Below are 25,862 nucleotides of genomic sequence, written 5' to 3' on the forward strand. Positions count from 1 at the left end.
TCCCTATGAGTGGTGACATTCATAGAAAACTCCTTTAATTCAGTGGAAATCTCAAAAAGAGACAATACTGAGCGAAGCCTGTAAAAGGGAACGTGCAACGACTAGCTGAAAAGCGTAGGGTGTAAGCTGATGACACCCGAAATGGGGAGCATCTTATATTAAAGATGATGATATAGTCTGGTCTGTATAGTGATGTACAGAAGTTCATAAGAGAACTGGCAGGGACTTGCGAATCCTGTTGAACAAATCGGGTTTAAAAGAAGGGCGTATTCGTTCTGTTGAAATGTCGCGTGGGTTAAGTAATTCTATGAAGGATGCTGTCCGTGATGCTGTAGACGATACTGAAAAAATGTCTGATGCACAGATATCAGCGATGCAAAAGGGATTTGCTAAACAAGAATCTGCACTTGCGAATTCATTTAGTAATCAAGAAAAGGCACTTTCTAAAAGTCATAGTCAAAGACAAAACGCATTAGCTAAAAGTCTTGATTCTGAATACAATGCAGTTTCTAAAAGTTATGAAAATCAACAAAAGAATTTAGAGAAGAAACTTAGTGCCCAATATGATGCAGCATCAAAAAATTATGATAGACAACAAAAAGCACTTGAGAAATCACTCGAAGCGGAAGTTAAAGCATTTGAAAAGTCGTCTGAACAGAAATTAAAGCTCATCGATAAAGAATACATGGAACGTATGAAATTAATTGATGAGGAAAAATATAATCGTCTTAAATCGGTAGACGATCAAATTAATTCTTTAGATGCGAAAACAGCAGCTGAAGATAAATATTTTAAAGACCGTGAGAATGCTGAAAAACGTGCTGATCTAAAAGTTAAAATAAGTAAAGCGAAAAATGAAGAAGAACGACAGGCGGCAATCAAAGCATTACAAGAACTTGAAGAAAAAATGCGTTTGGATAAGATACGTGAAGAACGTAAAAGCCAAATTGATAGATTGAAAGAAGAAAAAGACGGCATAAAAGAAGCGTCTGATGCGAAAAAAGAGGCGCTGAAATCAGAGATAGATAGTCGTAAAGAACAAGTTAAAGAGCAAATAAACAATGAGAAGGAAGCTTTAAAAGAACGACAGCAAGAACAAAAAGAAGCTTTTCAGCAAAGTAAGCAAGAAAACTTAAAGGCTATTAGCGAATCAAATAAAGCGCAACTTGATTCATTAAGAGAAGTAAATCAAGCTAATTTATCCGCCTTAAAAGAAAATCATAACGACCGTAAACAAGCTTTAAGTGAACGTTTAAGTGATGAAATGGACGCTGTTCGTGAATCGCATAGAGCTGAATTAGAGTCTTTCAAAGAAATGAATGCACAGAAATTAGAACTTGCAAAAAATCCGCCAGATAGCGCAGCAGTACAAGAAATATTTGCTCAATTAGAAGGATGGGGTAAAGCAATAGCTAAAGGCGGAGAAGAAGGTAAACAAGCATTTGTGGATATGGTTAAATGGCTAGATCAAATCCAGGATGCTGATTTGAAAGAAGCAATTGGTGTAGAACTTTTCGGTAGATGATAAATTGTGCCGAATTAAAATCGCGGTATGAAGCAAGAAGGGTGAGATTCCTGACTTGAACCGAAGGCTATACGAAGTATAGTCAGGGGCAGAGCATAGAGGGTGAAAAGATATAATCCCTCCACGAGACCGTGACACTTTCTTTATAAGTGAAAACGTATGCCGAGCTTACACTAATATGAAGTGTAAGAAGTAAGGGATAAAAAGCCTTTACGATAACAAAATGACAATGTGGGAAGATCAAGGTCAAAAAATCATAAATACGATTTTACAAACTGAACAAAAACAAGCTGACTTAAAACAAGGCATAGATGATTTACAACAGTCCGTAAGTAAAACAGACGCATCACCGATGGTCAAATTGAAAGAAGCGATGAACGATTTAAAAGAAGCTCTTGAACCAGTGTTACTTACAGTAGCAGAATTGGTTTCTAAAATAGCAGAATTCATTTCAGCTCATCCAGTTTTAGCGGCTGCAATTACAGCCATAACTGTTGCAATCGGTATACTTGTTGGTATTTGCGCAGCTCTCGCCCCAGTAATATTCTTAGCAACATCAGGGGCTATAACCTTTGCAGGAGTTATGGCTGTTTTAACAAGCCCGATTGCTTTAGTGGTTGCGGCAATTGCAGGTTTAATTGCTATATGGGTATTATTCGGAGATAAAATAATGGCCATATATAATGAATACTTCAAACCTACAATAGATCAAATAGTATCTATAATTGTTGGGACATTGCAACCAGTATTTGACAAAGGTTTTACAATCATAAAAGATATTGTCAAAGATGCATTTGATATTATCAAACGAGTTTGGGAAGAAATACTCTCTCCTGTTTTTTCAAAAATTTCATCATTCATAGAAAATGTACTGTTACCAGCTTTTAAATTTGTATTTAGTGCTATTGGTAGTGTTGTATCAGATGCATTTGATGGAATAAAAGTCGTGTGGGATACGGTCTTAAAGCCAATTTTAAACGGAATTATCGATTTCATTTCTGGTGCTTTCTCAGGAGATTGGGACAAAGCATGGAAAGGAATTGTGAAAATATTTGATGGAGTATTCAATGGAATAGAATTAGCAGCAAAAGCGCCAATAAATGCTGTGATTTCAATGATTAATGCATTGATTGAGGGTATTAACAGTATAGATATGCCTGATTGGGTTCCGTTTGTTGGTGGAGGGAAAACTCATATACCGACAATCCCAATGTTAGCAACAGGTGGGCATGTTCTTGGTGACGGTTCATTTATTGCCGGTGAAGCTGGACCAGAGTTATTTACCAAAAGAGGTAATCGTGTATCTGTTACGCCTTTATCTTCAAATGAAAAGTCACTTGGTATTACGGGTACTATGAGTCGATTAATTGGCGATATGAGTTATTCAATGGCTAGTTCTATGAAAGAGCTATCTGGCTTAAAAAGTGTCATCAGTAATGTATATGGCAGTATGGCTAGTAGCACACAAGCGATGAGCCGAAACGCTAGTCAAAGTAATGTAGATGGAAATTCTTCAAACTCAAACGGGAATATTTCATATAATTTCGAAAGAATGTTTGAAGGTGCTACCTTCCCTATTCGTGAAGAAGCTGACATTAAAAAATTAGCAGTGGAATTAGGGAAATATATTAAGACATCAGGAAGAAAGGTGGGACAACTGTGAGTTTGACGATAGACGGGAAACGAATAAGTGAACTTAAATTAGCCCTTTTGCCAGGATTCCAACATCCAGCAGCCCCACCAGTTCGTGACTATACAGTTTCTATCCCTGGTCGTCCTGGTGCTTATTATTTTGGTTCAGATATAGACCCTATACAATTTAGTTTGCCTTTACTTGTTAAACCACAAGAAAATAGATACGAATTAGCGGTAGCTATCAGAAAAATGATGGCTGCCTTTATTGATCCTTACGGCAAACCAAAGGAAGTAAAACTGATTTATGATTATGAACCTGATAAATATTACCTAGCTCGATATAGTGGTTCGCTTCCAATTGAACGTTATCTTAGTATGGGTAAGTTTGAATTACCTATGATTGCTTATGATCCACATGCATATTCAATCGTAGAAACAGACGATTTAACATTTGATAGTGAAATTCCTTTTGAATCAGATGTGACTTTTGATATTGGTGATTATGGATTTGCAATTAATACGCCACAAAGTATTAACATAGATAATTATGGTTCTTTAGTTGCCCGACCTGTTATCGAGATTTCAGGTACCGCAACGAATTTAACTCTTACCCTAAACGGTGAGAGTTTTTTATTTGGAAGTTTTTCGAATGCATCTTTTCTAATCGATGCAGAGCATTATGCCGCTATGAAAAACGGACAAAACTTCTTATTCGAATTGAAAGGGAACATGGAAAGATTAGAACTATTGCCTGGTACGAATGCAGTGAACATAACGGGTTCTAACTTAAACATTAATATTTCATTCAAATTAAAAGCGAAATACATGTAAGGTGGTGGAACACAATGGCTGAATTAACATTTACACCCGTACCAGAGATAGGACAAAACGAACCTTTAAGGGTAGGGAAACCAAAGATAAATCAAACTATCCGAAATTCAAACGAAATAACACGAGACTTAACAAATGCCAAAAATGGTTACCCAGATTTAACAAGTAGGCTATCCAATTCAGATATTAATTTAATGAACAATCCAAGTTTTAAAGTTGTCCCAGATTATTATGAAAAAGCATCAAGTATTACTCTTGTACTTACGACAACCGGACGACTAGGAACGCGTATTGATAGCGCTACTTATGTAGAAGGTGACTGTGTTAAATACAAACTTCTAAGAAATGTTAATCCTAATGAAGATATTACGGTAAGTTTTTTAGCAAATGTATTTACATCATCTTGTAGAGTTCGATTTAGAGTTGCGTACGGTCAATGGTCTGAGTGGGAAAAAGTCGCTAATACGGCAGGGGTAGATACATGGTTTAAGAAAACCTTCAATGTAGGTGATTTCCCTGTTACAAATGCATACAACTGGTTAGCAATTGAATTTGATAAATCTATGGATATCGCCCAAAACACATTAGTTGTAGCAAAAGGATTTGACTTTAGCTTAAATGCATACGAAGGCGTAAAAAAACAATCTGTCAATATTGAATTGCTACCGGAACAAATTCAAGGTGTTCAGTTTAACAACTTGTTAAATATGTCAGAAAGAACGATAAATAAGTATATTACTGATGCAGGATTTGAGAATGATAGTACATCGATTGATGTAACACGATATATCAAAGTCACTCCAGGAGAAACAATTGGGGTTAATTTTAAATATGTAACTCCAGGTGGATTTTTTGATCATAATAAAAAATGGATTCGTAAATTTAATTTTAATGAAACAGCAGCAGGTAGTGGATGGTTTACAGATAATACGCCATCTAACGCTAGTTACATCCGTGTAAATGTTCTAAAGGCTAATCTTAGTGCCTTTATGCTAAAAAAGACAGCAACCAAACCAACATCTTATTCGTATTATGGTTTTACCTCTGAATGGTTGCCAAGTAAAGCTGAATTCTTACAATCTCTTATCCAGCCAGAACGCTTAACCGGTGTAGAAGCATTGAATTTATATGATGATACAACATCATTGAAAAATAAATATATGGACGATCTAGGGAACATTATAGACAGCTCAATTATAAATTTATCTCGCTCTATTGTAGTAGCTCCAGGAGAAATACTTGGATGTAACTATAAATATGCACAAGCTGGTGTTTTCTTTGATGAACAGAATCGTTTTATTAAGAAAATAGATTTTGTTCAGAGCGAAACGGGATGGTATACCGTAACAGTGCCAGAAAATGCGCGAATGGTTCGCGTGAATGTTGTAAAAAATGATTTGCTAACTTATATGTTGAAAAAGTCAGCTGTAAAACCTAAGGGCTATTCTCCATACGGATTTCTATTACCGTGGGCTGTTATGACTACTAATAAATTACTAGGTAAATTGATTGCTACATTTGGTGATAGTATTACATGGTTAGATGGTAAAGTTATTGCGGAAGTTGGTCCCGAACCGCTTGTAGGATATCAATCCTATATGCGAAAAGCTGGGGCTATTGTTGATAATTTCGGGCACAGTGGCGCCACTATCGCTCGTTCTGGTATTAGCGGTGTAGGATGTATTCTTGATGATATTAAAGCTCAAGATGTTACAAAGTATGAAATTATTACAATCGCCGGAGGAACAAATGACGTTGGACAAAACGTTAACTTTGGAGTTGTTGGAGTAGAAGAAGATACAACATTCGATGAAACTACAACATTCGGAGCGTTACGTGCAGCTATTGAATATATTCGTTCGAAAAATCCAAAATGCAGAATTTACATTAGTACTCCAATTAGATCAGGTAGAGCGACAAGACCATCGGCTAAAATGCAAGAAGTATCCGAAGGTTTACGTAAAATTGCAAAAATGTATTCTTGTCCACTCGTTGATATGCATGCTGAAAGTGGCATAGGAAAAGGAACGTATTCAACACATCTATACGATGATTTGCATCCAAATAATGATGGATTCCGTGCAATGGGAGATTACTTTGTAGGACAATTAACGTCTAAGTAAGGGGTGGTATATTGTTAAAACTATACAACAAACAAATGCAGCTCAAGGCATATCTTGAAAATGCATATAACATAAAGTACAACCCGCCACTCAATGAACTTTGGACGGCGGGTTTTTCATTGCCCTTTACAGATCCAAAGAGAGAAGAAATTGAAACGTTTGATTATGTGGAAATATTCGATAATGGTAAGCGTATCGGTATGTTCCGTATTATGGACAGTGAAGAAGAAAGAGAAGTACACGAAAAAATAATAACTTATGATTGCGAGCACGTTTTATCCACACTAATGGATAGCGTGCTTTTTGGTTATCACGAAAGAATAAATTTAACCACAAGGGAGAATATCGAGTATCTTCTTAGCAAACAGAGAATAAAACATTGGAAACTTGGTCAATGTGATTTCACAAAGTATTTTTCTTATAGTTGGGAAAATGAAGATACGTTATTAGGACCGATATATAGCATTCCGAAGCCATTTGATGAGAAATTCCAATGGACATGGGACGATTCCTCGTATCCTTGGACGTTAAACATTGTCCGATATTCTGAAGAAATTACGGGTGAACTTCGATATCGGAAGAATATGAAGGGAATTAAACGAAAAGTAGAAGCAAAGGATGTCATGACTAGGATTTATCCGCTGGGTTATGGAGAAGGTGTAAACCAACTTACAATTAAAAGCGTTAATAATGGCCTTCCTTATATAGACGCTCCTGAGTTTGTCAGAGAATTACACGATGGATTTGATTATATATGGGTAGATAGAAGATTTGAAGATGCTCAATCACTTTACGCTTCAGCAAATTCAATGTTGCTAAAAGCATGTATGCCGAAAGTTACTTATGAAATTCAGGCAATTGATTACGAATTGATTGACCCATACAAAATAGAAAAGTATGAGACTGGTAAGCTAGTACGTCTGTATGATGAGGATTTCAATATATCAGTAGATTTACGAGTAATGGATCGTTCGAAAGATGATGTTACAGGGAATCCACTTGATGTAAAACTCGTATTAGAAAATAAGGTAACTGATTTAGGTACAATACAGGCCGATATTGAGAAACGACAGAGAGTCAACGAAGTGTATTCTCAAGGAACGACGAATATTGATAGTCGAGATTTCCAAGATAATTGCGACCCCGAACATCCAGCTATCATTAGGTTTCAAATACCTAACGATGTGAAAAATGTGAATGAATTGTTACTGACATTTGAGATATTAAGATTTAGAGCATATGAGCGCGCCATTAAAGGCGGCGGGGCTGTAGTGGGCTCTACAAGCGCTGGCGGGGGTACAGTGTCCTCCACATCGGCTGGGGGGTCTATCGTACAATCGACGTCTAGTGGCGGTAGCAGTACACAAACATCAACTAGTGGCGGCGGGAGTGTGCAAACATCTAGCGGTGGCGGGGATCATGTTCATAAGATGTTTCATGGTGGTGGTATTGTTCCCTCTGAACCTCCAACGATAGGATTGTACACAGCATTTTCTGATCCTGGTAGGAATACAGCGGCTTCGTTTTATGCAAAAGGAACAGGAGCTAGTCTATACACACATGGTTCTAGTGGCGAGCACACGCATAGTCTGTCCATACCAAATCACCAACACTCTATTAGCATTCCAAGCCACCAACATTCTATTAGTCTGCCAAACCACCAGCACGATATACACCTAGACCCGCACAGCCATGAAATCACATTGCCAAATCACACCCACGATATTGAGTTCGGCATTTTCGAATTATATCAAACCCCATCAAAAGTAACGATTGAAGTGGATGGGAATACATTGCCTTTCGATTCGATAAGAGGACAAGATATAAATTTGATTCCGTATTTAGCGAAGGATAGCGAAGGGAAATTGCAGCGTGGTCGTTATGTTGAAATTAAAATTACACCAGATAGTTTAGCTAGAATTAATGCTACTGTTACAGGACGCTTGTTTATTCAGTCCAGAAGTGGCGGTACGTATTAAGATAAATGATAAAAAATAATGAAGGAGATGGATAACATATGCAAACAATTGAAATTCACACACAAGGCGGATTAAAACACACGGTACAAACAGAAAAATACGATGCACAGGTGCTAAACGAACAATTGAATAGTAACGACCTAATTACCGTACTTATCGGTGATTTTATTATCCAACGAATTGATGTAAAACGTATTTTACCAATCAATTTGCCTGCTGCAGAAGGCACTAAAAAATTAAAGGTTCATACAAACGGTGGGAAAGAGATTGAGATTGTAACAAATGATTATGATCCAATCTACTTAAATGAACAATTGAACAACAGCAATACCATTACGGTTGTAATTGGTGATTATATCTTCTCCCGAATCGACGTGAAGCAGGTGGTCCCAGTGAAAGAAGAACCATCAGAAGGAACTGGTGAAGGTGGAACGATAGTTAGCCAAACGCTTCCTAAAGAGGAGGGATAACAAAAAAATGGAAACGATTATATATTTCAGAATTAATATAATTCGAGAAATTAACAAAATGTAATTGGAGTATGCCTCTTAATAAGTTAATATTTGTATATAAATGTATTTCGGGAGGAACATATGAAGAAAATTAGTGCTATATTAATTACAATTATTTTTTTAGCAACAATTACAATAGGTAAAAGTTATTATGATGACAAGGTCAAAGCAGATGTTCAAAAAGCACATAGTAGTAGCCAAGTTGAAGAGAAAAAGCATAAAGAAGAAGTAAAAGGAAAAGTCAATGCGTCTAAAAAAGAAATTTCAGAGCGAATATCTCCTGAAATAAGAAACGAACTAAATTTGATACCATTTAAAACAAAGGCTATAGAAAAATTAGATAAAGGACAAAAAGCAACAATAGTTTTCCTAGGTGATTCGACAACAGAACAGAATTTCCAAACAAACGGGAAACCTGGTCATGTATCAATTATAAATGATTTTCTAAAGAATACTTATGGATCAGACATAGTTAAAGTAGTTAACTCAGGGGTATCTGGGAATACGATTATTGATATGTCAGCAAGAATCGATAAGATTATTAGTATTAATCCAGATATAGTTGTTATAAACTCTGGATTAAATGACGCAGGTAGAAAAATATCTAATGAAGATTTTGAAACAAAATACAAGTGGGTAATTGAACAGATACAACAGAAAACTAATGCTCAAATTTTATTAAGAACTTCTAATAAAGTGATGGAGTCTGATTCGGTTAATAAACGATTAGAAACAGATATAAATCCAATTGTAAAAAAATTATCCGATGAAAATAAGACAGGGTTTGTAGATTTGTATAGTTATTATAGTTATCAAATAACAAATCTCGGTGTGCCATTTAAGAGTATAAATAATGATAATTTTCATCCAAACGAAAAAGGGCAACAAATAATTGCTGATTTATTGTTGTATACATTACTTGGCGGTAACTAAATTAGCGTTTTTAAAAAAGAGGGACAATCGTCTCTCTTTTTATTTTGAAAGGAGCTGAACCAATGCAAGAAATTCAAGATTTAAAACAAGAGATACTCCAAATAAAATCAGACCAAAAGGATATGCAGCGTGATATTCGCAACTTGGAAACACGTACCACTGTCAACGAAAAGGACATTGTAAATATAAATAAGCTTCTTGATAAGATTAGCGCTAACACTACATGGATTCTTCGTATCATCATCGGAGCGATTGTAGCTGGCTTATTAGGATTACTAATGAAAGGTGGCATGTAATATGTCAAAAGAGAATATCAAAAAACGATTCCGCAACTGGAAAACATGGGTTGCGGTTTTTTCTTTGCTTGGATTTTTATTTACGAAGTTGGGTGTTCCAGAGGCGAAGAGTTTCTTAGATGAATTAGCACCATATTTATTTACCGTTGGCGTTGTACTTGGTATTTGGTCTGATCATGAAGTAAATAGTGAAGGAGACGATAAATAATGGGTTATATCGTTGATATGTCTAAATGGAATGGTAGTCCTGATTGGGATACAGCAGCAAAACATCTAGATTTCGTTATTGCTCGAGTACAAGATGGCTCTAACTATGTTGATCCGGTGTACAAATCTTATGTTGCTGCCATGAAAGCTCGTAATATCCCGTTCGGAAACTATGCATTCTGTCGTTTTGTTTCTGAAAATGATGCGCGGATAGAAGCTCGTGACTTCTGGAATCGTGGAGATAAGAGCGCAACAGTCTGGGTTGCTGATGTAGAAGTAAAAACAATGAATGATATGAGAGCTGGTGCACAAGCTTTTATTGATGAATTACGACGATTAGGTGCTCAAAAAGTCGGTTTATATGTTGGCCATCATATGTATGCTCCATTCGGAATGGCGAATGTAGTTGCTGACTTTGTATGGATTCCACGTTATGGTGGGAAAAGACCAGCTTATTCATGTGATATTTGGCAATACACTGAAACAGGAAATGTGCCTGGTATCGGTAAGTGTGATTTGAATGAATTAATTGGAAGCAAACCTTTATCTTGGTTTACAGAAGTGAATCATCCAGAACAAAACGTTTCTAATGGTGGATATCAATATGTTAAATCTGGTGGATTTGGCGTCTCATTGATTCCAGAAGTATTAAATGCTATGGCTGAGCGTGGAACTAAAGGACAAGTTATTTCCGATCCATTAACTGGTACAGCATATTTGCAAACGGAAGTGTTACCGAATGCTGAATTAGATAAAATTACTTGGTGGATGGACACTAGACCTGAAGGTAAATGGTTCTACGAGTATTTTAAAAAGTAAACAATGAAAGCCGTCCTATTGGGCGGCTTATTTTACATTTTTATGATAATAGTCATGATCATCCTTATCTCCACCAATTCCATCCCCATCAAAGTCTTCAGTGTAAGGATTGTTGTTGTACTCTTCAGCGTCGCCCCCTTCTATAAGAGCGCCTATAATTCCGAATATCCCAAACCCGATTAATAAAAGTATTACAATAAAGCAACCTGCTCCCAAAAACATACTTAAATCATCCGATTTGTCCCCTTGCTTATTATCCAAAACTACTCCCCCTTTAGTGCATCCCCGTAACTTATGTATACTAAACCAATCATAATCTATTCACATGAAAAAAACTGACCATATATAGTCAGTTTATATTCACCAATTCATCAAACTTAAACTCGGTATTCAAACCGAAAGCGTCTGTACAGTATATAGTTCTTGTCATCGGTTCGATATGTAATACATTTATGTACATGTCTTGCACCATTCCGTCACGATAGTATGAGATATGTATTTCTTCTTTGTTTTGTAGCGATTGCACAAGACCGATTTGCAGTTGTTCCTTCATATCTTCAGTGACAATTGGTTTCGGCACTTTATTTAAATTGCTAAGTATTCCTCTAATTTCTTCGTGTTGTTCTGGAATTGAAGCGAACGGCAACCACTTGACCATGCCCCTACCGCGTAATTTAGGCGTTCCCCAGTTTTGTTTTTCCATGATGATCCCCCGATTCGTGCATTTTACACTCATTATACACGAACGCATGTTCTTTTAAAAGCGTGGAAATAGCCCCGTTTTTTTTACGAAGCTACATCCAAAATTCATTTTCATTTATGTTTTTCCCTAATTTTTTTAACCCTTTTGTGATTTGAACTACAGTTGAAAATTTCGGTCTATATGTATGGTCATTGCACAATTTTGAAATAGTTGCTCTACTCAACTTAGATTTCTCTCCTAATTCCGCTTGGGAAATCCCTTGGCGATCTAACCACTTTCCAAATTTACTTCTATTTGTTTTCCCTAATTTTAGCCAATCAAACATTACTGTCACCTCAATAACAGCATGTACAAGAGTTAACTTTTTTATACGAGTGCAAAAAAAGATGCATATCAAACAAACAGTGTGAAATACCTTTTACCATACCAAACAAATTACGATTCTCAGTTCCAAATTGATAGCCTTTTAAAACTTCGTTTTACCTATTCTGAGTAGAATTCGGTCACGGAATATTGATTTAGACATTGAAAGATAAGTAGTTTCAATGAATCATAGCAGTTTTTCTCTCTTCTAATCTCTAGGGACTATTCTTGCAGAATACATAAAGAAGGGTGGTGCGAGTTTGTGATATTTGAGTTAGTAAGTTCAGCTGCAGTCGGTGGTGTAGTCTTTCTATCAAAAATGCATCAAAAAGGAGCAACAAATGATGCCTCTAAGATTCAAAGGATCTGCGCTAATTGTGGTTTGAAAGTTAAGGAAGGGAAAGAAACTAGGACTATACAGCTACTCCGTAAGACAAGAAATGATTGGGGAGTTGAATATGCGTATAGGATTCCGCTTGGTCTTAGCTTCTCCGATTTCGAACAAAAGATACAACATTTAGAGGATGGATTAAATCACAAGAGCAAAGTTTATGATTTTAAACTACAAGACTTCAAATCTCTTCGACTGCGAAAAGATATCTTAAAACAAATACAAAACATCATAAACAAGAAAAAACTCGTTAGAAAGGAAATTGAGCTGTCTTACGATGGTTTGCTGAAAATACGAGTTTATGAGAAGGGGATTCCTGATTTCGTGAAATTTGAAGAAGATATGATGAGGCAGTGTAGAGGCTGGGAGGTGCCAATTGGTTATACGAGGGATGGATTGGTAAAACACGACTTTGATCAACTCTCACACATGATATCGGCTGGTATGACGGATATGGGTAAATCAAATGTACTAAAACTCATTATTACAGCCCTGGTACGTAACCAACCAGAAAATATAAAGCTATTCCTTATTGATTTAAAGGGCGGTCTCTCTTTCAACCGATACAGATTCCTAAATCAAGTCGAATCGATTGCGAAGAATCCAGAGGAAGCCCTTGAGACTCTAAGGGAATTGCAAGATAAACTGAATGCTAGAAACGAATACTTACTAGAAAAAGGATACGAAGATATAAAAGAAGCCGGGGATTCAGTGAGATACTTTGTAATTGTCGATGAAGCAGCCGATATAGCGCCATATCAGGAGTGCAGGGACATCATTGTAGATATAGGGCGTCGTGGCAGGGCAGCGGGATTCCGCTTGGTATATGCGACACAGTACCCAACAAATGAAGCTCTTCCATCGCAATTACGACAAAACATTGGCGCTCGTGTTTGCTTTAGACTGCAGACAGAAGCAGGGAGCCGTGCCGTATTAGACGAAGGCGGCGCAGAGAGTCTTCCTAACATAAAAGGAAGGGCGATATATCAAACAAATGAGAAAAAGGTCCTACAGACAATTTATATCGATAATAAGCAAATTGATAACATCATAAAGCCGCACATCAACATAAGAGCGAGGAAGGAGCTTGAAAATGCAAAAGTTAGCAATGAAGGAACAACGCACAGAAAACATACTCTACAGCTTGAGGAAATTGGGATTCTTGACTAGGAAGCAATTACAGGTGCTTCATAATCTCGGTGGAGATAGGAATGCATCGCGTGTCATGAAAGGAATTGAAGAATATGTATCTAGCTTTAGGGATGGAGAGAAGGTTTATTATCTTAACAAGGAAGGGCGTGAACGTATCGGAAGTAAGAAGATACTCAAGCGTTCGAATCAATTTCGTCATTACATTATGAGGAATGATATTTACATCGCTTATGAATGCCCGAAAACGTGGAAGCAGGAAGTTAAGATGAATGTGAAAGGTATCGTTTCTATAATTGCAGATGCACTATTCACGGATAATGGCCGTTACCACATTGTAGAGGTGGATCATGAACAAAAGATGAGCGCAAACCGCATCAAGATGCAGAAGTATCGCAAATTGATGGAATGTAATGTATTTGAAAAGTCACCTAAATTTATTTGGTACACCACGACGGAATACCGCAGGAAGAACCTGCAAAAGCTTTGTGAGGGGTTGGATTGCAATATATTTACAGTTACTGACTTCCATTAAAAATAAGGGGATGGTCCATATGGCAGCAGAGACAATGAGCATCAAAGATTTTATGGATGGTAACTATGGGGCAAAGAAAAAGTGGAGCTTGTTCAAAAAGAAAGCAAAAAAATACGCACCCGTGGCGGCGCGAATAAGTATTGTGATCGGTAGTGCTATTATATTCAGCCAAATTATAGATATTCCTCATGTGTTTGCTGATGGAAATAATCCAGACGTGAATGAAGTATTTAAAGATGTGCAGTCCAATGACGGGGCAATAAAAAATTATATAGATGGCCAGTTATACAATCGTATTGTAAATGCGTTTGAACCGGTTATCTTCTTGATTAAAGCAGTATCCTATCCGATTGCATCCGTTGTAGCGTTATGCGGTGGTTTGTTCATTATGGTTGGTAGCCAGGAACGGGGATTCTCCCTTATTTCAAGGGCAGGGATCGGCTATATTGTAGTACAAATGATTCCGTTGTTTATGAGGCTGCTTGTTGAGATTGCAAAGGCTATTTAAGAAAGGTCATTCAATATTTTATTAAAGTAAAAAGCCTTGAATAAACAAGGTTTTTTACTTTAGATTTTGATCTAACATTATTCTTTTATAAGTACCACTTTCCATAAAACCCTCTGGATCATTTTTTATTTTCTCTATAATTTTTTCTTTTTGATTTGGCGAAAGTTCTTGTTTGTATTGCTTTTGTAATTTCTGAGCTTGTAATATCTCCCACGCTATCGGGCTATCTAAAATTTGAGGTATTTTAATTTTACCAGATTCATTTTTTACAAAAGTATTGCGCCATTTTTCTTTTGGATGTTTTTGTATGATGGTTACTATAAGTATACCTAATAAATTAGAAGCAACATATATGACATTTTTTGCATCATGAACCCTTATAACAGTAGAACCGAATACAGAACCGTGCATTAAGGTGTGAGGGTTATCGAAACCGCTTTTTGACTCAACCTCATCAAAAAAGAATATATGATTCTCTATACCATTTAAGTTTAAACGTTTATTTAATAAATATAAGCGCATTATTTCTTCAGCATTACGTAAGGTTTTAAACATATCCTCAGTTAGTTTTTTCTCTGGATTCTGTTCTTTTTCAAACTTTTCTAGGTCTAAATATAAAATTCTCCAACTAACTGATGTAATAAATCGGTTTAACCAATCACTTTCATAATGTAAAGCTGAATTAAATCCTTCTTTTTTAAAAGGAATAAGAACTTTGTTAGAAAATTGTGTTTCATTATAACTAAATCGTCCTTCACACTCTTGGCACAGCAAATATTCTTTCTTTCCATCTTGTAATGCTTTATTAGGTTCGGATGTAGTCCGTAATATACCGGTAAATGAATCTTTCTTAAGGTTTCGGAAAACAAATTTAGGAATAATATGACTAAGTTTTAACTCCGCTTCATTCTTACATAAAGCACATTCGCCTGTTTTTACCATGAAATTCTTCCTTTCCTTTTTGATAAATGATTGTTCTTAATTTTCTCTCTATCTTAATTATATCATAGTAAGGAATATGCCTATTATTTGAGTGCGTTTCGCAGGAATTAATAAAACGCTATGGAATACTGTCACTAGGAGGTGTTGTGACGTTATGACGGACGAAATTGTTTATTCCGCTAGTGAAGTATACAAACGACTAGGAATTTCTGATAGCACCCTTAGAAAGTACATGGAAGTATTGTCACGCGAGGGATTCGCTGTAAAGAAGGATAATCGTGGCAGACGCCAATACACAGACAATGACATTATGGTGATTGAGAAATTAATTGAACTGAGTAAGCATGACGGTATGACACTAGAGAAAGCAGCGAAGATGATCGCGCAACAAATAGAGAAAGTTAATCCGGATCTGATTCAAGAAGAGGCTGAAGAAACGGATTTAGTGCCATTCCACATTAAACAACAATTACAGGAACAGTACAGCGTTATGGCACAAGAAATGAATCAGAGTATGTTAGCAATGGAGAAGCGATTAAGTGAGCAGGCCAAGCAAAGTAACGAGGAAATCAAAGCAAGCTTAGAAGCGCACAATGAACGAGTAGAAAAACGATTGGAAGCTCGAGATGAAACGCTTATGAAGACACTTCGTGAGATGCAGGAAACGAAGAGATTAATGCAGGAATTTCGAAATGAGGTTGCTGCTGCGAAAGAGAAGAAAAAGCCGTGGTGGAAGTTCTGGTAAGAGATTGTACATGAGGTATAGAAGAATCGATGGAATGATTCTTCTATACCTTTTAATATGTTAAAATTGTATTATACATATAATTAATGTCGGAGGTAACTATGAATAAAACGCTTAAAATAACATTTACAGGATTATTGGCAACAACGTTACTTGTTGGTTGTGGTTCAAAAGAAGAACCTAAAAAGGATCACTTGAAGCAAGAAGCTAAACAGGAATCTAAGAAAGATAATAAGAAAGACACTAAGTCTGACGCGGAGAAAGCTGCCATTGCTGATAAATTTCATTCTGCTGTATATCCTCGTAAGAAAGATGGAACAATTGAATTATCTGTGTGGATGACTAGAAAAGAAAAGGTTGAGTTATATAATTATGTGGAGAAGAAAGCTAAAGCTGAAGGCATGACTCCAGAAGAATATAGTAAAGTTAAAGGCGAGGAGAATGACCAGAGAGCTAGAGAACAAACTCAAGCTCAACAGGAACAAAAAGCTCAAGAAACACAGACTAAGACACAAACTAAGACTAATCTCACCCAAGATCAGTGCGATACCGTAAAATCAGAAAATGAAATGATGAAAAAGGCAAATAATCAAGGAAACACTAATAGTATGAGCGCAAGTGAATACACAAAGAATCAACAAAAATTAGAATTATGTAAGAAACAGGGGATGGTTGAGTAAAAGAACGTTCCTATGCGTTTACATGTTAGCAAGCGCGAGACGAGACACTTATGAAAACACTACGTGAGATGCAGGAAACGAAGAAATTAATGAAGGAATTTCGGGATGATGTTGCTACAGCGAAAGAGAAGAAAAAGCCGTGGTGGAAGTTTTGGTGAAAAAGGAAGATGAAGCCCTACAAAAAAGTAGGGCTTATTTTCTAATGGATATTATGTCATTGAGATTGTTTTGTTCATTTGAACTCAACTTATTAGCGATATAGTAATCTAATATTTCATCAATAAGTTCGTAATTTTTTATGTCTTTCATTGTGCTAATGGCCTTTATTTTACTAAGCGTTTCAGGTGATACTTTTATATTTTTTCTGTCTGTTGTTGACAATGAATTCTTTTTCTGCGGCTTAGAATTATCTAGAACAGGTGTTACAGTCACCAAGTATTTTTTATCCAAAATGACCACTCCTATTTAAAAGGTTTTATTTATTCTCTAATACTTCATAAAGACGCTTGTACATATCTTTATACGCTTCAGAATGTCGATCTTTTAAGTTTGCATCTATATAGTGTTCAACCAACATATCAATAATGTTATTAATTGATGTTTTATCCATACCTTCTTGTTCCTGAATAAACGGCTTAAGGGTATTTAACTTTAGCAAAACAGCAGGTGAAATTTTAGCTGTTTTAGATGGAACTAAACGTTGATCGGGTTTCTCTGGTGTCTGTATTTCTTTTTTTGTGTTAGTCTGATCACTTTGAATAGTTGAAGCTGAACTTTCAGTAATAGGCGTCACAGTTACTACATAAGATTTACTTTTATTTTCCAAAGGTACCACTCCTTTTTTATGAATTTATAATCTTATACTTTTATAATTTTATAAATTTATAAATACGTTTATTTAGATAGGAATAAAGTTTAACTTCATTCCTATTCTCGATTTTTCTTCGATTCAAGCACTTGTTTTACAGCGTTTTTTACTAATTTTTGTTTTGGTGTAGGTAATGAAGCAACTTTTTCTTCGATTAACATATTTATTACTTCATAAATTTTCATATCTTCAATTGTAGCAAGTGTTGATATTGCTGTGTGTGTTTCTAATGAGACACGGAAAGATTTTGGTAACTCTTTCGTAGTTAGTTTTCTCTTTGGTTTTTCAAAGAGCTTATCATCTTCAGGGAAAGTACGTTCCTGCTCTTCTTTACTTTCTGGTGTAATCGTAACAGAACCTTCAGTTCTTTTTCTTCTCATACCAAGTTGTTCTTTGTCTATATTCAAATTGTTATCCATTTACTGTTGTCATTCCTTCCAAAATCTCGATTCTTTTTTCGACTTCACCTGCAATGTTTTGATATACAGTATGAACGTTTTTATCATGAACATCTTTCAGATTATAAGTGATTCCCGTTCTATCAAATCTCTTTAAACGTGCCATCTGTTTAATGATGTTATTGAATACATTAGCTTTACCAAAAATCTCTTCTGCTTCTTGAAGAATATCTTTGTCGATTTCATTCCCGTTTTGCATTAGTACAGGTAACGCCCCAATAATTTCTAATGGTAAATTGTAATCATCTGCTAACGCGAATACATGCTCTACGTATTTCTGAGCACCTTTTAATGATCTTTCTTGTGTTTGTAATATAACCATTACGTAGTCACTAGCGACTAAGGCACTGTCTGCAAATTTATTTAATTGTGGAGGCACATCAATAAAAATGTAATCATAATTTTCTTTGATTGTACTTAACTGTTTTGCAAAATATGTATCTTGTGAGAAGTCATCTTCAAAATTTCTGAATAGGAATTTCTCGTAGGTTTGTAAATCCTCGTAAGAAGGAAGCAAATCTAAGTTTGGTAGTACATTAATCAACGCACTCTGTAAGTTTGCGTCTATAAGAGCCATCGCCAATGTTCTTTTGAATTCTGGTTCAATTGAATATATTTTTTTCATTGTGTTAAATAGTAAATCAGTCGCATTTGCTTGTGGATCTAAATCTACTAATAAAGTTTTCTTTCCTTGTTTTGCGAATGTATAAGCTAACATTACAGCGTTGGTAGTCTTTCCAACTCCACCTTTGAAGTTCCCAGTTGTGATAACCTTGCACATTTTCCGTCACCTCGTAAAAAAAGTTTTTTTATACTTTTATAAATTTATAATTTGATTTTATAACACAACAAACCAACGGTAAAGTATAATTTTATAATTTTATACTTTTATAAAAAATTTAAAATTAAGCAATCAATAGAGGATAGTTTTTAAAAACTAATTTCAAAACGTTATATTATAAAGCCTTATTAGCGTATTTTTTATAAAAATATAATTTTATAATTTTATAATTTTATAAAATTATAAAAAAACTATCATTCTATTTTTGAAAAACTAGATTTTTATAAAAGTATAAATTTATAAAAGTATAAAAATGAAATTAGAATTTTAGATAGAGGGGAAAGGAACTGGCTTATAGAGGTATTTACAAACAAAAAAGCCTGTTGTAACGTAATACACAACAAGCATCATTCTACAAAACAGAACATATTTTGATAAATCAAATCTACATAAATAGATTGAGCAAAACAATTGAATATGAACACAAAACAAAAAGTCACTCCCATATACTATTGGCGCCAACCATTAGCGGGAATGACTTGCTCTAGCAAGTGTACCACCACTTGACTAGAAAAACTGTATTCAACGACAGTGTTAACGTTTAAGTAGTGCACCAACACTTACCTTAAACAACTATGCCTTTTCACGAGGCTTCTTTGATATACCCATTTTATCTATTGTTTGGATAAATATCAACTAGTAAATACTAGTTTTGATTATTTTGTAGTCCAAAAGATATATAACGGGCATCTCTAAACCTAGAAGTCTTGTGGATCTACAGGTCATTTAGGAATTTGGGATGCCTTTTTGTTTTTTGTTCGCGTGGAATTGCCTGATACCACGTAAATAAAAACTGATAAGCCGTAATTCCGTGCTGCTATACATATAGGAGGAACGTGTTACGTGCGTGGCTAGCTGTTGGTCGTGCAGGGGGTACAGAGTATGCGCCTACAAAAACAGCACCCTTCATTGGAATCCTGTTCTTCTGGTGAGGGCGGGTGAGAACTTACCCAGGGACGATTCTCTAAAAGGTTCGGGTGGTTATCGTTAGCATTACGGTGCTAGGGAGTACATTCAGTTTGTCGTGTAGGGACGATATTACAAGGACAAGCCATAGAAAAAGGATGTATGCGGTGAAAATCGCTGAGTGAACAGGGTCTATACATACGGATACCTTATAAGTGACCGCATGGCGAAAACAAGACGCTTATCCATCTATTTTGAACGATTACTTTTTTGTAGTCTTTCAAAGTAGGGGATAAATCTGTCTTCCAGCCGTGTTCCATATTCGTTCCCACATGATAAAAACCCTCAAGACCTTCAGTCAAGCTTAATTGCGAAGAAAAGATGAAAAACTTGAGATTGTTTAACTCCTGGAGGAATGACTGACTAAGATAGAGGAATAAATAAGGAATTTACTACTTACTTGGATAGAGGATAAGGGGACGGATGGTAGAATAGTCCTTATTGCAGAGTTTGGTTTTACACATCTGATATAGTACGTGAAATTTAAAAGGTTAATTGCTTGTTTATAGAAATAATGTTTTATTTTACAATTGATTAAAAGGATAAAATTTAAGGGGAATATTTTATGGCTAATAATCTTATTGAAAAAAATTGGATAGATGATTTTATTAAAACAGATACTTTTTCAGAGGCTTTAGGTATGGTGTGGCGAAACGGTTATGATAAATTAGGTTATTTTTATTTTACACATAAATCTAAAGATATTGTTATGAGATTTTCTAGTTTCTTTGGTGTGAAAACTAGATCAAGATATCGTAAAGAAAAAGGGTATACAGAATGGTACTGTATTTTTAGAAGTGATCATACTTTTGTATTGAAAATTAAGGAACTTGGTTGGAATCCGATTAAAGAAAAATCCAGACCTTTCCCTAACGGCGAATTTAATAAAGAAATATTTGTGAAGACTTATATTTTAATGAGGCATGATCTTGGAACAATAAAAGAGAAAAGACCTAAAAATAAAGTTTATGTCAGACCGCGTATGCGTATTCATGGGTCCGCAGATATCTTGGAGCATTTAAATAATTTTATGTTTGAAGAATTAGGGATTAAAAAGAAAAAGTTGCAAACTGATGGGAAAATACCAAAAGCAAAAACGCTTTATTTCCAATCATACAAAGATATTGAGAGTATTTTAAAATATATTGGAGCATCAGAAACATTAGAAACGTTGTATTCGTTTGATTTAGGTTTTCATGATTCTTATGAATTTGAAGAGACCCACCTACGGGAATAGGTGGGCTTTTAGGGTACTATTATCTCATTGCACAAAAGGGAATTTGTATTTAAATAATAGCATACCCTTAAATTTCTTATATTGAGAAAAAAGAAAAGACACCCTAAGGTGCCTTTCTCCGACTTGAACCACTTTAATTTTAATAATATGTATTGGACTTCCATCCAATATTATTTTACCACGTTAAGTTATTTTATACATTGAGAAAAATAAAAGCATTCTTTTGAGTGCCTTTTACTTATCGCAAGCAATTCCATCGCCATCTTTGTCTAATTTACTACTATAACCAGGCTCTCCTTGTTTAATTGGAGCTTTGCCAGCTTTTCTCACTTGCGTACAATTTTCATATACTACACTATTTTCAATTGATTGAGTATTAGTTTCCTCTGCTTGTTTCGGTTGTTCTTCAGGTTTACTTGCCGGAGCGTTTGCTTGCTTTGGTTCTTCAGTGTAACTTCCTACATCGTCAATTACTACTTGATTATTAGATGAATCTACAATTTTTACTACAATATCATCTTTACTAGCTATATTAGCTTCTTTCCCATACGCTCTGAACGCTGTACCCTTATACCTTATGTATGGTCCGGCAGAAGTTTTGAAAGTGGACACGGACAACTCCTTGTCAACCTTATCATGTTTTGCATATGCATCTAGATCGAAAGCTAAAGTAATTAGTTTTCCATCTTCACTAATAGATACTGTAGGGTTAACATTCTCAACTTTCTTATATGTTTCCTTCAATCGTTTTTGAGTGTCTTCTTTAAACTTATTAATTTTTTCTTGTTTCTTATCGATTGGTTGTTCTACTGGCTTCGGTTCAACTTTCTTTTCTTTCTGTTTAGGAGCTGTATTTGTAGTAACAGCAGATTTTACTTCTTGTTTCGGTTCTTCTTTCTTTCCTGTAATTGTATTAAAGATAGAAACAACGATTACTAGGTAAATTAAAGAAGCGATAACCATTTTGACCTTGCTACCAGAACGGAACCCCAGTATCTTTTGGTACCATTTACGTTCGGTTTTATGTATCTCGATATCTGTATAGCTTTTAATCAAGCTTTCTATTTCTTTTCCAGATCCATTTGGATTAAAAGCGAAAGTATCCTTCAATCCTTTAAATTCAAAGTTAGATTTAATGGCATAATGATCAATGAACACATTTGTATAATCACTGAAATGGTGCGTAGAAATACTCACTACATCTTTTGCATCTCGATCATAGGTGAATATTTGTATGTGTTCTTTGGTAACTGCAGCATAGCCTGTTTTTATACCACCAAGGCCCAAAGTAGTAACGATAGGGGTAAAACCATATTCTTTTTGATATTTATCTGCTACGGCTTGTTTAGCGAGTTCTAATTCGCTTGGTTGTTTTTCCTTTTTCTTTTTCCCCATAATTATAATCCCCTTTGAAAATGTAAGATTTAACCCAAGCATAACAAATCCGGTTACAACTATATTGTCATATTTTGTCGAACGAAAATAAAAAAAGAGAGCCGTAGCCCTCACTGGTAAGAATGGTCAGATTATGTCAAATTTTACCACTGGTCATTGGAAAAGATTTCTTCTAAAATGAAATCAAATCAGAACGTTTCTTGGTTGTCTCTAATCATTTGAACGAATAACAATACCTGATTACAAAAACGCTCTTTCTGAGCTTCATCCAACGCCCCATACGTTGCTTGAGTTTCAGAAATAACCTTTTGTATAGGTTCATCTTGGAATTCGTTAGAATAGCCAACAAGGACGTCCAATGATACATTGAAGAAGGAGGCGATACTAATCAAAGTTTCAAGATCTGGTTGAAACCTGTCAGTTTCCCAATTCTTAATTTGACTTTGACTCAGATTGAGCCTGTCAGCTAATTGCGTCTGAGTTAAATCACGTGACTTTCTTAAATGTTTTAAAGTTTGTCCAAAGAGTATCATAATAGTTAAAGTATAAATATTGAACTATCATACTACTATAATTAGTTGTTTTATTAACTCATTTTAAATTGTAAGTTGTTTAACAACTAAATCTAAAAATAAAAATAAGAACTAGTGTTCTCATTTTGAGCGATTGGTGGTAAAATATGCATGTGAAGTCTTTTATACGTTCCATGCATATTTGCATATTTTATTTTTGAACCGTTTGGAAACGTTGATATGAAGCGTTTTTCAAACTTTCTCAATAATTGTCTGACAATCATAGGACTGAATATTGGGAAATTTGTGGTATTATGAATACAAAATAAAAGGAACGAAAAAAAGACTCACAGCGTGTACAAGAGTGTTGCGAGCACTACTTGTACCGTTCGCCCGACTCACGAGGGGAACATCTGCCATAAGTCTCTTTTCGGTTACTACACGAGTAACACTTACATTATAACATGCCGATATTACTAAAGCATTACCATGGTATGAATTTCCTGTTTTAAAAGTTGAGAAAAAGAGCGAAGCGTCTTTGTTCCAAAAGGGAGGAACAAGAAGTGTGGAAGGTATTAAACAATCTTGAAGGAGAATTATATGTAGCTGGATTTAAGAAGAAGCAGTTAGCTGATTATTGGGGAGTGAAGCCTGCTACAGTTACCAAAGTATTTAAAGGGGCTAACGATATTAGTTTCGGATATCTTTCGAAGACGCTTATTTTATTAAAAAAGAGTTTGATTTCACAGGCTAAAGTTGTTAATGACTATATAATGAACACAGACCCCAAACCTGAAAATCTAAGAGAAGCTATGGAAGACTTAGCTATTAGAGGCAAATTCGAATTATTGAAAGCGATTATAGATCAAGAGGTTCATTCTGATGTTGCCGAAAATAGAGAATTTGCAGAAGTATACGAAATAATTTTTCGAAGATATCATGAAGGTTTGAATGCTTCAACTTATTTCAAATTATTAAGACAAAAGAATAAGAATGTTAAAACGATTGAAATGGAAGTTTTGACGGAGATCTTATTATGTCAAGCGCAATATCAATCTGGAAACTATAAAACGTTATACGAAAGACTAAAGTCAGTTAACGAAAAAATAAATGACACAACAAATAAATTTATAAAAGAATGTTTGTTACTAAGATATAAGGAAGCAATGGCGGTAACTTCTTTACAAGGTGGAGAAGTAGTTGAATCTCGTTCCATATGCCGAGATATATTAGATGAATTAGAGTGGGATGGCTTTTTCTCACTTCCAAAATTAAATGCATATTTGAAAATAGGCGAGTCATTAATATTCGAACCTGAAAATTACGAAAACGCTAAGTTTTATTTAGAGAAAACCTTAGAATTATTAGGGAAACCTAATTGCAAAGGGTTAGAAAAGAAATGGAAACTTGTCCAACAAACCTTATCTTTCTTGAAAATTCATTATCAAAGAGATTTGGATACCTTGGAATTTGTGCATCCAAGTGAAAATGCATATTCAAAGATACTCGAAGGTGATATTTTAGGTGCTAAAAAGATTTTATTAGATTTAAAAGAGAAAAACGGAGGATGGACAGATATCCAAACGACGTACTATGCTCTTACATGCGAAGGAGAAGAGAGGGAAACTCTACTACGAAAGTCCTTGCTGATGTGCCAAAAATCTGGTAATATCCATTATTCGCAATTACCTAAATTTTACTTGGGTTTACTATGAAAAAATGGTATAATTATCTTCGAAAGAAGAGGTGAAAATATTGAAAAAGATATTAGCTTTATTACCAATTTTATTAGTAGCAGGGTTGTTCACTTTTTCTACTGATAACCAACAAACGAATGATAAACAAGAAGCATCTGAGCCTGTTGTTCAACGCATGATGACTGATCCAGGTGGGGGCTGGTAATTATTTACAGTTCCGTCATTGCTTTTAATTAAATATAAATTAAAAATGACATCGTCTTAACTGGCGGTGTCATTCGTATTTTACGGATAAATTTCCTTTTTAGGAGAAACGGCAAAAAAGTAATTAATTCCAAAAATATACAAAATGGGATGTAGGGGGAAGTTACGATGATGAAAGAGAAATTAGAAAGCGTATCAATAACAGAGGTAGAAGAATTCGAAGCACAGTTATTAGAAGTTACAAAAGCAGCACATGAAGGCGATGAAAAGTCACTTGAAATTATAATGAAAATGAAACAGGCGATCGGTAGCTTCTAATGCTATCAATCGCCTGTTAGTTTCATTAAGTCTTTAAACAACCTCATTATTTCTTTTTGTTTTTCTGGGTCTTTTTCTTTAAATTGAGTTATTAATTCTTCAAATTCATCTTGAGCGCTTGTTATAGGATTCTTTTCATCAGATTCTCCTAATACATAAGCTACAGATACATTTGCAAGTTTGGCTATATCTAAAGAAGTTTTTCTCGATGGGCATTTATCCATTTCTTCGTTTTCCCACATAGAAACTGCGGATTTACTTTTTAGTCCAAGTGCATTAATGAATTCAGATTGACTCATTTTTAGTATTTCAGTCCTGATTTCCTTAACCCTTTTACTAATTAATTGGTGATTCATTTGTTTTCTCCCCTTTATAACGTTCCATATACCATTATCTTTTGCGTTTGTATATTAAATATATACTCAATATATATTTAAAATGTAACAGAAAAGTTCACTCAAAGACAACCTTTTTGAGTTTTTTGAAGAAA

28 protein-coding genes and 3 pseudogenes are annotated in these 25,862 nt (G+C 35.1%); 20 read left to right on the forward strand and 11 right to left on the reverse strand.

All coding sequences use genetic code 11. The features are described 5' to 3' along the window. Positions 1-250: 250 nt before the first annotated feature. From AXW78_RS30320 to AXW78_RS30365, 10 genes and pseudogenes are all read left to right on the forward strand, one after another. Positions 251-1,519: pseudogene (locus tag AXW78_RS30320) on the forward strand (tape measure protein); the annotation flags it as partial. Between the two features lie 232 nt (positions 1,520-1,751). Then, positions 1,752-3,188 (forward strand): annotated as a pseudogene (locus AXW78_RS30325) (phage tail protein); the annotation flags it as partial. Further along, positions 3,185-3,991 carry a distal tail protein Dit gene (locus AXW78_RS30330; protein WP_061885228.1) on the forward strand — a complete coding sequence of 269 codons (807 nt, stop codon included), beginning with the start codon at positions 3,185-3,187 and terminating at the stop codon, positions 3,989-3,991. The pseudogene AXW78_RS30325 and the gene AXW78_RS30330, both read left to right, overlap by 4 nt. Before the next feature lie 14 nt (positions 3,992-4,005). Next, a complete protein-coding gene (locus tag AXW78_RS30335; RefSeq protein ID WP_061885229.1) occupies positions 4,006-6,114 on the forward strand; it encodes an SGNH/GDSL hydrolase family protein in 2,109 nt (702 codons plus the stop codon). Between the two features lie 35 nt (positions 6,115-6,149). Continuing rightward, positions 6,150-8,093, forward strand: a complete 1,944-nt coding sequence (locus tag AXW78_RS30340) for a phage tail protein (RefSeq protein ID WP_061885270.1) — start codon at positions 6,150-6,152, stop codon at positions 8,091-8,093. Positions 8,094-8,131: 38 nt separating this feature from the next. Further along, positions 8,132-8,563: a hypothetical protein gene (locus tag AXW78_RS30345; RefSeq protein WP_061885230.1), complete on the forward strand. Its 432-nt coding sequence runs from the start codon at positions 8,132-8,134 to the stop codon at positions 8,561-8,563. Between the two features lie 123 nt (positions 8,564-8,686). Continuing rightward, on the forward strand, positions 8,687-9,538 hold the full coding sequence (locus AXW78_RS30350; protein WP_061885231.1) for an SGNH/GDSL hydrolase family protein: 852 nt from the start codon (positions 8,687-8,689) through the stop codon (positions 9,536-9,538). Positions 9,539-9,600: 62 nt separating this feature from the next. Further along, positions 9,601-9,834, forward strand: a complete 234-nt coding sequence (locus AXW78_RS30355; RefSeq protein WP_001156199.1) for a hemolysin XhlA family protein — start codon at positions 9,601-9,603, stop codon at positions 9,832-9,834. A gap of 1 nt (position 9,835) precedes the next feature. Beyond that, complete coding sequence (locus AXW78_RS30360) at positions 9,836-10,042, forward strand: hypothetical protein (RefSeq protein ID WP_061885232.1); 207 nt, start codon at positions 9,836-9,838, stop codon at positions 10,040-10,042. Beyond that, the gene (locus tag AXW78_RS30365; RefSeq protein ID WP_061885233.1) at positions 10,042-10,860 is read left to right on the forward strand and encodes a GH25 family lysozyme; all 819 of its coding nucleotides are present in this window, start codon (positions 10,042-10,044) and stop codon (positions 10,858-10,860) included. Before AXW78_RS30360 ends, AXW78_RS30365 begins: the two co-directional genes overlap by 1 nt. Before the next feature lie 27 nt (positions 10,861-10,887). On the opposite strand, the gene AXW78_RS30370 is transcribed toward AXW78_RS30365, so the two are convergent. The 3 genes from AXW78_RS30370 to AXW78_RS30380 form a co-directional block, all read right to left on the reverse strand. Continuing rightward, a complete protein-coding gene (locus tag AXW78_RS30370) occupies positions 10,888-11,121 on the reverse strand; it encodes a hypothetical protein (RefSeq protein WP_231122488.1) in 234 nt (77 codons plus the stop codon). Between the two features lie 88 nt (positions 11,122-11,209). Next, positions 11,210-11,563 carry a YolD-like family protein gene (locus tag AXW78_RS30375; RefSeq protein ID WP_061885234.1) on the reverse strand — a complete coding sequence of 118 codons (354 nt, stop codon included), beginning with the start codon at positions 11,561-11,563 and terminating at the stop codon, positions 11,210-11,212. Between the two features lie 91 nt (positions 11,564-11,654). Further along, entirely contained in the window at positions 11,655-11,888 is a 234-nt protein-coding gene (locus AXW78_RS30380; RefSeq protein ID WP_000460750.1) for a helix-turn-helix domain-containing protein, read from the reverse strand. Positions 11,889-12,188: 300 nt separating this feature from the next. On the opposite strand from AXW78_RS30380, the gene AXW78_RS30385 reads away from it, so the two are divergent. The 3 genes from AXW78_RS30385 to AXW78_RS30395 are packed head-to-tail and all read left to right on the forward strand — an operon-like array spanning position 12,189 to position 14,509. Then, a complete protein-coding gene (locus AXW78_RS30385) occupies positions 12,189-13,487 on the forward strand; it encodes an FtsK/SpoIIIE domain-containing protein (protein ID WP_061885235.1) in 1,299 nt (432 codons plus the stop codon). Beyond that, positions 13,426-14,001, forward strand: coding sequence for a replication-relaxation family protein (locus AXW78_RS30390; protein WP_081114093.1), 576 nt, complete (start codon positions 13,426-13,428; stop codon positions 13,999-14,001). Before AXW78_RS30385 ends, AXW78_RS30390 begins: the two co-directional genes overlap by 62 nt. Before the next feature lie 19 nt (positions 14,002-14,020). Further along, the gene (locus AXW78_RS30395) at positions 14,021-14,509 is read left to right on the forward strand and encodes a hypothetical protein (protein ID WP_061885236.1); all 489 of its coding nucleotides are present in this window, start codon (positions 14,021-14,023) and stop codon (positions 14,507-14,509) included. 54 nt (positions 14,510-14,563) lie between these two features. Here the strand turns inward: AXW78_RS30395 and AXW78_RS30400 are convergent, their stop codons facing one another. Next, on the reverse strand, positions 14,564-15,451 hold the full coding sequence (locus AXW78_RS30400) for a hypothetical protein (protein WP_061885237.1): 888 nt from the start codon (positions 15,449-15,451) through the stop codon (positions 14,564-14,566). Between the two features lie 154 nt (positions 15,452-15,605). Here AXW78_RS30400 and AXW78_RS30405 point away from each other — a divergent pair, with 154 nt between their 5' ends. The 3 genes and pseudogenes from AXW78_RS30405 to AXW78_RS33690 form a co-directional block, all read left to right on the forward strand. Next, the gene (locus AXW78_RS30405) at positions 15,606-16,196 is read left to right on the forward strand and encodes a DUF3967 domain-containing protein (protein ID WP_061885238.1); all 591 of its coding nucleotides are present in this window, start codon (positions 15,606-15,608) and stop codon (positions 16,194-16,196) included. A gap of 101 nt (positions 16,197-16,297) precedes the next feature. Next, the gene (locus AXW78_RS30410) at positions 16,298-16,876 is read left to right on the forward strand and encodes a hypothetical protein (RefSeq protein WP_061885239.1); all 579 of its coding nucleotides are present in this window, start codon (positions 16,298-16,300) and stop codon (positions 16,874-16,876) included. Between the two features lie 29 nt (positions 16,877-16,905). Next, a pseudogene (locus AXW78_RS33690) lies at positions 16,906-17,034 on the forward strand (DUF3967 domain-containing protein); the annotation flags it as partial. 34 nt (positions 17,035-17,068) lie between these two features. Here the strand turns inward: AXW78_RS33690 and AXW78_RS30415 are convergent. The 4 genes from AXW78_RS30415 to AXW78_RS30430 all read right to left on the reverse strand — a co-directional run bounded on the left by AXW78_RS30415 (position 17,069) and on the right by AXW78_RS30430 (position 18,983). Beyond that, on the reverse strand, positions 17,069-17,326 hold the full coding sequence (locus AXW78_RS30415; RefSeq protein ID WP_061885240.1) for a hypothetical protein: 258 nt from the start codon (positions 17,324-17,326) through the stop codon (positions 17,069-17,071). Between the two features lie 25 nt (positions 17,327-17,351). Continuing rightward, entirely contained in the window at positions 17,352-17,702 is a 351-nt protein-coding gene (locus tag AXW78_RS30420; protein ID WP_061885241.1) for a hypothetical protein, read from the reverse strand. Between the two features lie 101 nt (positions 17,703-17,803). Beyond that, on the reverse strand, positions 17,804-18,163 hold the full coding sequence (locus AXW78_RS30425) for a hypothetical protein (protein WP_061885242.1): 360 nt from the start codon (positions 18,161-18,163) through the stop codon (positions 17,804-17,806). Next, positions 18,156-18,983 (reverse strand): ParA family protein, encoded by an 828-nt coding sequence (locus AXW78_RS30430; protein WP_061885243.1) that lies wholly within the window; start codon positions 18,981-18,983, stop codon positions 18,156-18,158. Before AXW78_RS30430 ends, AXW78_RS30425 begins: the two co-directional genes overlap by 8 nt. A gap of 1,591 nt (positions 18,984-20,574) precedes the next feature. Between AXW78_RS30430 and AXW78_RS30435 the strand changes: the two genes are divergently transcribed. After that, positions 20,575-21,246, forward strand: a complete 672-nt coding sequence (locus tag AXW78_RS30435) for a hypothetical protein (RefSeq protein WP_061885244.1) — start codon at positions 20,575-20,577, stop codon at positions 21,244-21,246. A gap of 234 nt (positions 21,247-21,480) precedes the next feature. On the opposite strand, the gene AXW78_RS30440 is transcribed toward AXW78_RS30435, so the two are convergent. Beyond that, the gene (locus AXW78_RS30440; protein ID WP_061885245.1) at positions 21,481-22,641 is read right to left on the reverse strand and encodes an excalibur calcium-binding domain-containing protein; all 1,161 of its coding nucleotides are present in this window, start codon (positions 22,639-22,641) and stop codon (positions 21,481-21,483) included. Positions 22,642-22,829: 188 nt separating this feature from the next. Then, a complete protein-coding gene (locus AXW78_RS30445; RefSeq protein ID WP_061885246.1) occupies positions 22,830-23,174 on the reverse strand; it encodes a helix-turn-helix domain-containing protein in 345 nt (114 codons plus the stop codon). Between the two features lie 542 nt (positions 23,175-23,716). On the opposite strand from AXW78_RS30445, the gene AXW78_RS30450 reads away from it, so the two are divergent. The 3 genes from AXW78_RS30450 (at position 23,717) to AXW78_RS34665 (ending at position 25,372) form a co-directional block, all read left to right on the forward strand. Next, positions 23,717-24,868: an AimR family lysis-lysogeny pheromone receptor gene (locus AXW78_RS30450; RefSeq protein WP_061885247.1), complete on the forward strand. Its 1,152-nt coding sequence runs from the start codon at positions 23,717-23,719 to the stop codon at positions 24,866-24,868. A gap of 40 nt (positions 24,869-24,908) precedes the next feature. Continuing rightward, a complete protein-coding gene (locus AXW78_RS30455; RefSeq protein ID WP_061885248.1) occupies positions 24,909-25,055 on the forward strand; it encodes a hypothetical protein in 147 nt (48 codons plus the stop codon). A 167-nt stretch (positions 25,056-25,222) separates the two neighbouring features. Continuing rightward, entirely contained in the window at positions 25,223-25,372 is a 150-nt protein-coding gene (locus AXW78_RS34665; protein WP_165375044.1) for a hypothetical protein, read from the forward strand. Between the two features lie 5 nt (positions 25,373-25,377). Here AXW78_RS34665 and AXW78_RS30460 read toward each other — a convergent pair whose 3' ends face one another. Beyond that, positions 25,378-25,728, reverse strand: a complete 351-nt coding sequence (locus AXW78_RS30460; RefSeq protein WP_061885249.1) for a helix-turn-helix domain-containing protein — start codon at positions 25,726-25,728, stop codon at positions 25,378-25,380. Between the last annotated feature and the right edge of the window lie 134 nt (positions 25,729-25,862).

Origin of the sequence: Bacillus thuringiensis, assembly GCF_001595725.1 — a bacterium.
In the GTDB taxonomy this organism is placed as follows: Bacteria; Bacillota; Bacilli; order Bacillales; family Bacillaceae_G; genus Bacillus_A; species Bacillus_A thuringiensis_K.

What these genes read in the sequence shown, in the direction of transcription:
- AXW78_RS30335 (WP_061885229.1), top strand. Translation starts at nt 4,006, where the DNA reads ATGGCTGAATTAACATTTACACCCGTACCAGAGATAGGACAAAACGAA.
- AXW78_RS30340 (WP_061885270.1), top strand. Translation starts at nt 6,150, where the DNA reads ATGCAGCTCAAGGCATATCTTGAAAATGCATATAACATAAAGTACAAC.
- AXW78_RS30345 (WP_061885230.1), top strand. Translation starts at nt 8,132, where the DNA reads ATGCAAACAATTGAAATTCACACACAAGGCGGATTAAAACACACGGTA.
- AXW78_RS30350 (WP_061885231.1), top strand. Translation starts at nt 8,687, where the DNA reads ATGAAGAAAATTAGTGCTATATTAATTACAATTATTTTTTTAGCAACA.
- AXW78_RS30355 (WP_001156199.1), top strand. Translation starts at nt 9,601, where the DNA reads ATGCAAGAAATTCAAGATTTAAAACAAGAGATACTCCAAATAAAATCA.
- AXW78_RS30360 (WP_061885232.1), top strand. Translation starts at nt 9,836, where the DNA reads ATGTCAAAAGAGAATATCAAAAAACGATTCCGCAACTGGAAAACATGG.
- AXW78_RS30365 (WP_061885233.1), top strand. Translation starts at nt 10,042, where the DNA reads ATGGGTTATATCGTTGATATGTCTAAATGGAATGGTAGTCCTGATTGG.
- AXW78_RS30375 (WP_061885234.1), bottom strand. Translation starts at nt 11,563, where the DNA reads ATGGAAAAACAAAACTGGGGAACGCCTAAATTACGCGGTAGGGGCATG.
- AXW78_RS30380 (WP_000460750.1), bottom strand. Translation starts at nt 11,888, where the DNA reads ATGTTTGATTGGCTAAAATTAGGGAAAACAAATAGAAGTAAATTTGGA.
- AXW78_RS30390 (WP_081114093.1), top strand. Translation starts at nt 13,426, where the DNA reads ATGAAGGAACAACGCACAGAAAACATACTCTACAGCTTGAGGAAATTG.
- AXW78_RS30395 (WP_061885236.1), top strand. Translation starts at nt 14,021, where the DNA reads ATGGCAGCAGAGACAATGAGCATCAAAGATTTTATGGATGGTAACTAT.
- AXW78_RS30400 (WP_061885237.1), bottom strand. Translation starts at nt 15,451, where the DNA reads ATGGTAAAAACAGGCGAATGTGCTTTATGTAAGAATGAAGCGGAGTTA.
- AXW78_RS30405 (WP_061885238.1), top strand. Translation starts at nt 15,606, where the DNA reads ATGACGGACGAAATTGTTTATTCCGCTAGTGAAGTATACAAACGACTA.
- AXW78_RS30410 (WP_061885239.1), top strand. Translation starts at nt 16,298, where the DNA reads ATGAATAAAACGCTTAAAATAACATTTACAGGATTATTGGCAACAACG.
- AXW78_RS30425 (WP_061885242.1), bottom strand. Translation starts at nt 18,163, where the DNA reads ATGGATAACAATTTGAATATAGACAAAGAACAACTTGGTATGAGAAGA.
- AXW78_RS30430 (WP_061885243.1), bottom strand. Translation starts at nt 18,983, where the DNA reads ATGTGCAAGGTTATCACAACTGGGAACTTCAAAGGTGGAGTTGGAAAG.
- AXW78_RS30435 (WP_061885244.1), top strand. Translation starts at nt 20,575, where the DNA reads ATGGCTAATAATCTTATTGAAAAAAATTGGATAGATGATTTTATTAAA.
- AXW78_RS30440 (WP_061885245.1), bottom strand. Translation starts at nt 22,641, where the DNA reads ATGGGGAAAAAGAAAAAGGAAAAACAACCAAGCGAATTAGAACTCGCT.
- AXW78_RS30445 (WP_061885246.1), bottom strand. Translation starts at nt 23,174, where the DNA reads ATGATACTCTTTGGACAAACTTTAAAACATTTAAGAAAGTCACGTGAT.
- AXW78_RS34665 (WP_165375044.1), top strand. Translation starts at nt 25,223, where the DNA reads ATGATGAAAGAGAAATTAGAAAGCGTATCAATAACAGAGGTAGAAGAA.
- AXW78_RS30460 (WP_061885249.1), bottom strand. Translation starts at nt 25,728, where the DNA reads ATGAATCACCAATTAATTAGTAAAAGGGTTAAGGAAATCAGGACTGAA.